Below are 4732 nucleotides of genomic sequence, written 5' to 3' on the forward strand. Positions count from 1 at the left end.
GGTGCAGACCGCGCATGACTGTTTGCGAATTCGCACTGCCGGCTTGGCCGAAGCCGCTGAGCTTGCGGTGCAGCAGCCCGGTCCTTTGGCCAAGCGCCATGCGATCGCGCAGGTAATCGAACGCAACTTCCTTGTTGCTCGCATAGACAATGTCCGACGCATAGACTTGCGGTCGCCCTGCCCGGTCGCCGCTCTGGATCAGGCCCGTGGTCAGGCCAAGAAAGTCATAGACAGGCTTGAGCGTCGCAAGGTCGCGTGCCGCCAGATAGTCGTTCACGGTTATGATGTGAACCGGCGTGCCCGCCAGCGCCGCGGCCGATGCGGCGAGACCGGCGGTGATTGTCTTTCCCTCGCCGGTGGCCATCTCCGCCACCCGCCCGTCAAGCATTGCGAGGCCGCCAAGAATTTGAACGTTGTGGTGGCGCAGCCCGAGCTTGCGCCATGATATCTCGCGCACGATCGCGAAGCATCGTTCGATGTTCGTCTGGGTCAGGCCGCCACGGCGCATCACTGGGCGGAACGCCGCGACCCGCTCGACAAGCTCGACTTCGGCTATGCCCGCATAATCACGTCCGAGTGCCTCGATGCGAGGCAGCGCGCGATACATCCGCCGCAGCCTTGCCCGCTCCCGCAACGGCGAGGCCACGCCAACCAGCCACTGGTCCAGCCAGTCGAGGAATTTCGGCGCCGGGTCTTCCCGCTCGGCGCCGAGATCAAGGGCCGGAAGCAGGACGCCGGCCGTTTGCCCAGCCGCCGTCAAGCTCCCGTCCTTCTACGCTCGGGTGACATCTCGGTCGTCACTTTGTTAAGCCTGCTCCAGCCTCATGTCCGCTTCGTCGCCACCCTTGCGCGCCGCCGATTTGCCGGTTTCCCGTTTCGCCTTGGCAGAAGTCGCTTCTGGTGCCGGTTCCGACGTGTCCTCGACATCCGGGCCGGAGGCTGGCATCCGCTCCAGCATGTTGGCGAAGTGCCGCAAGGAGTGGAGGTGAAGGTAGGTGCACTCCAATTCGTCATTTCCGAACATCGTTTGCAGGTCGGCGGCATCGATCGCCTTCAGCTTCTGGCGGTCGACCGTCATGAAGCCGGCCAGCGAACGGCGCTCGCCACTGTTCAAATTGAACTGCGCCTGCATCGGCTGCAGCAGCCCGAGAGACTTCAGAAGATCGCAATATCGCTTGGTGCGCTGAAAGCGCGACTGATAATCCTGAAGGAAGCCGAGCACCTCTTTCAGGTAGCGCGTCTGCTGTCCGTCGGCGTCGAACAGGCGCTCGCCGCGGCCCTCGCGGTTGATGCCTTCAAAGCTCTCGTCGATGTTGAGGATGAATGTCCGGCCGCTGGCATCGGAGGAGAAAACGAAGGGATAGCGGCGCACGAAAGCCGGAACATATTTGCCGCTCCAGTTGCCGGCATCGTCGACATAAAGGTTTTCGGTCTGCTTCACGCCAAGAATGACCGCCGGCATGATCGACTGTTCGGTGCCCGCGAAAACGATCGGATACTCCGCCGCTGCCTGCGCGAATTCGACAGCCGTCACCGGTACCGAGTTCACATTGCGGGCGAAGGCGTAGGAGTGACCCGTCTTGATCGAAACATCCCTGTGACGGTCCGAGGTTACCGGTTTGGCGTCTTGATAGAAAAGAAGCTGCACAGTCATGAAACCCTCCTTGAGGTGGAAAACTCGGTTAATTTATCGTTTCCGCGATATGTAGAACACTAATACTTCAACACCAAGTATTGATCACACCACCGCGGCGTCGGATTGTAAAGTGAAATGCTGCATTTGGCACGATTCCAAGGTAATTGAGTTAGTTCCAACTACAAGTTATTACCTCCGTTCATGGAAGACTAGACCCGATAGACCCGCAGGAACACCTGCCTGATCCAGCGATACGTACGTTCGTAGAGCGGCACATTGCCGTGAAAGAAGCGGACGTAGATGCGCCCGCCGATGCGGTCGATCTTGCTTGGATTGGCCAGCGCCAATTCCAGATGCATCAAGTTGGCAAGGACCCGCTTCTGCGAAGGATCGGTCGGGTCGAGCGAAAACTCCCCACCGCCCACTCTGCTCAATGCGGCGTTCGGCAAAGTTGCGGTCAGCGAAGGCACCTCGCGTATGATCTTTGCGGGATGCGAAACCCATGGGTCTTCGACGAAGCGCACGTCGACGAACGCCGTATGGTTACGAACCAGATCGGCGTCGCTTTCTGGTATCACGGCGCGCAGTGTCGGCTGATCGAACCGCGTCACATAGGCTAACGTCTCGCCACGGCGCACGAACTTGCCGTCGAGATCCTTCGCCGACGGAATGATCAGAGTACCGCTTGCCTGCGCCCGTACCGTCAGCGCTTCGGCACGGTCGCGCGCGAGGACGAGGTCGGCGCGTGCGAGCCTCAGCTCTTCGGCCACCACTTTGGCGTCGACCTTGTTGGAGAGATCAAGCTTCTCGAGGCGGCGCTCAAGCTCCCCGGCCCTCAGATCCAGCAGGACAGTCCGCGCTTCCAGCAACGGGTCTTCCAACCGCAGGATCGGGGCGCCTCGCTCGATCCGGGCGCCGGGAGTCGCGACAATTTCCGCTACCACGCCATCGACACCGGCATTGACGACTCCGTCGCCCGGCAGCCAGACGACACCCTGCGCGGCGGTCGCGTAGGGCAGCGGGATGACGAAGAATGGCATGGCTGCCAGCGCCAGGCTGGCTGCAACGACGGCGAAGGCCCTCCCCCTCGTCCTTCTCAATGATGGGCTCGTGAACAGGAACCACAGCTGGCGCGCCAGCGGCACGCCAACCATCAGCACCAGCGCCCACCCGGCCATCATCATGCCGACGACGAAGAAGCGCTGGCTGACCAGTGTGACGATCGCCACCATGACGCCGATCCGGTAGAAGAACGCGGCGACGCCGTAGCTGAAAAGCCAGAACTCTTCGCCTTGTGCGGTTGCCGGCGTTTCGGCGCTTTCGATGCCGAACAGATACCGCTGCACCACATAGCCGAGATATTTGGTCGCGCGCTGACCAAGGTTCGGTATCTTGAGAACGTCGCTCAGGACGTAGTAACCGTCAAAGCGCAGCAGCGGATTGCCGTTGAACAGCAAGGTCGAAATGCCGCCGATGAGCATCACGTTGAAAGCGAAGGCGCGCACCGGTCCGGGCTCGGCGTTCAGCCAGACGATCAACGCCAGACAGGCCAACAGCCCCTCGACGATAATGCCTGCCGCCCCCACCAGGGCGCGCTGCCACTTGTCCCGGAATGCAAGGCTCTCCGACGCATCGACATAGGGCACCGGCATGAACACGAGCAGCATCACGCCGATCTCGTGCACTTCGCCGCCCCAGCGCTTGACGGCATAGGCATGCCCGAGTTCATGCAAGGCCTTGATGAAGGGATAGGCAATCAGGATCAGCACGATATTCTCGGCCGAGAGAACCCGGTCGGTCACGTCGCCGGTCAGCGCCTGCCAGTTCATCGCAGCAAGGAAAATCGAATAGGCAACCAGCACCAGGAAGGCGACGCCGCCAAACCAGGACAGGAACGGCCGCACCAGCGGATAGGTCGCGTTCAGGAATTCGTCCGGATCGAACAGCCCGACGCGAATCGCCAGCGGATTGGCGAATTTCGACAGAAGTTTACGGTTGTGCTGCTTGCTGGCGCGGTCGGCGATTTCCTCAATGTCAGGCGGAATGTCACCGAACAGCACATCTGAAGCGTGAAGCTGCCCCAAAAGGCGGATCACCGCGTCCTGTGTGATGACCTTTTCATCGAGGCGTTCGCAGGCGCTGTCCCATACTTCCTGCATGGTGCGTCGGCCGGTCATCAGGCTGATGATGAAATAGGCCTCCGGCGTGAAACGATGAAAACGGCCCGAGGTCCGGTCCTGCATCACATACCAGACCTGGCCGCGGAAGATCGTGCGGTGGATGCTCACCTGGCTTCGCAGCCGCGGCTTCAATTGCGCGACGCGATACCAGGACGAACTGAAATAGCTCCTGTCCATGCTCAGCCCGCCCAGCGCCAGAGGGTCAGGCGCAGCCAGTCGATCATCTTCTGGGTATGGACGAAGAACAGCAGCCGTTCATCCACATGGGTCTTGCTGACGCCCTCCATGCCGGGACGTAGCCGCGCGGGGGACCCGGCGAGAGAAGCCTCGACCATGAATGAGTTGCGGCCGTTGCCCTGTCGCGAGACAGAGGTGATCTGTTCGATCCTGTACGTCAGCGGCTCCCTCGGCAATGCGCTGACCCGCAACTGGCCGGTCTGGCCGATCTTGATGTCTTCGATGTCGCTTTCGTCGACTTCCAGCACCACGCGGTAAGCATCGAGCGGCGCGATGTGAAACAATTCCTGGCCACGCTCGACCGCCGCGCCGACCGATTGCGACAGGTCGCCGGAGACAATAAATCCGTCAAACGGCGCCACCAGGCGGGTGCGACGCAGTTGTTCGTCGATCAGCGACAGCTGTGCGTCCGCCTGCTTGATCTGGGCCTCGATGATCTGGCTTTCGGCGCGCTCGCCACGCGCCAGCGCGCGGTCAAATTCCGTTTCTTTCTGAGCCTTGGTGGTGACCAGCCGCAGCCGCTCGAAATTAAGGTCCTGATCGTCGAGCTGCGCCAGCAGTTGATCCTTGCGCACCGTTTCGCCTGCCTTGGCGAATTCCGACAGAACATAGCCACTGAATGGGGCGACGATTGTTCGCTGCACCGAGCCGCGAATGACAGCAGGCGCCGTTACCGCAT

The 4732-nt window shown here is 61.2% G+C and carries 3 protein-coding genes and 1 pseudogene; all 4 read right to left on the minus strand.

Going from position 1 to position 4732, the window contains the following annotated elements; genetic code table 11:
- Positions 1-760 (minus strand): annotated as a pseudogene (locus EN742_RS24760) (prepilin peptidase); the annotation flags it as partial.
- Positions 761-805: 45 nt separating this feature from the next.
- Positions 806-1654 (minus strand): SapC family protein, encoded by an 849-nt coding sequence (locus EN742_RS24765; RefSeq protein ID WP_126056241.1) that lies wholly within the window; start codon positions 1652-1654, stop codon positions 806-808.
- A 191-nt stretch (positions 1655-1845) separates the two neighbouring features.
- On the minus strand, positions 1846-3993 hold the full coding sequence (locus tag EN742_RS24770; RefSeq protein ID WP_128333398.1) for a peptidase M50: 2148 nt from the start codon (positions 3991-3993) through the stop codon (positions 1846-1848).
- A gap of 2 nt (positions 3994-3995) precedes the next feature.
- Positions 3996-4697: an HlyD family efflux transporter periplasmic adaptor subunit gene (locus tag EN742_RS24775; protein WP_245492389.1), complete on the minus strand. Its 702-nt coding sequence runs from the start codon at positions 4695-4697 to the stop codon at positions 3996-3998.
- Positions 4698-4732 lie beyond the last annotated feature (35 nt).

Source organism: Mesorhizobium sp. M4A.F.Ca.ET.020.02.1.1 (assembly GCF_004022645.1).
Taxonomy (GTDB): Bacteria; Pseudomonadota; Alphaproteobacteria; order Rhizobiales; family Rhizobiaceae; genus Mesorhizobium.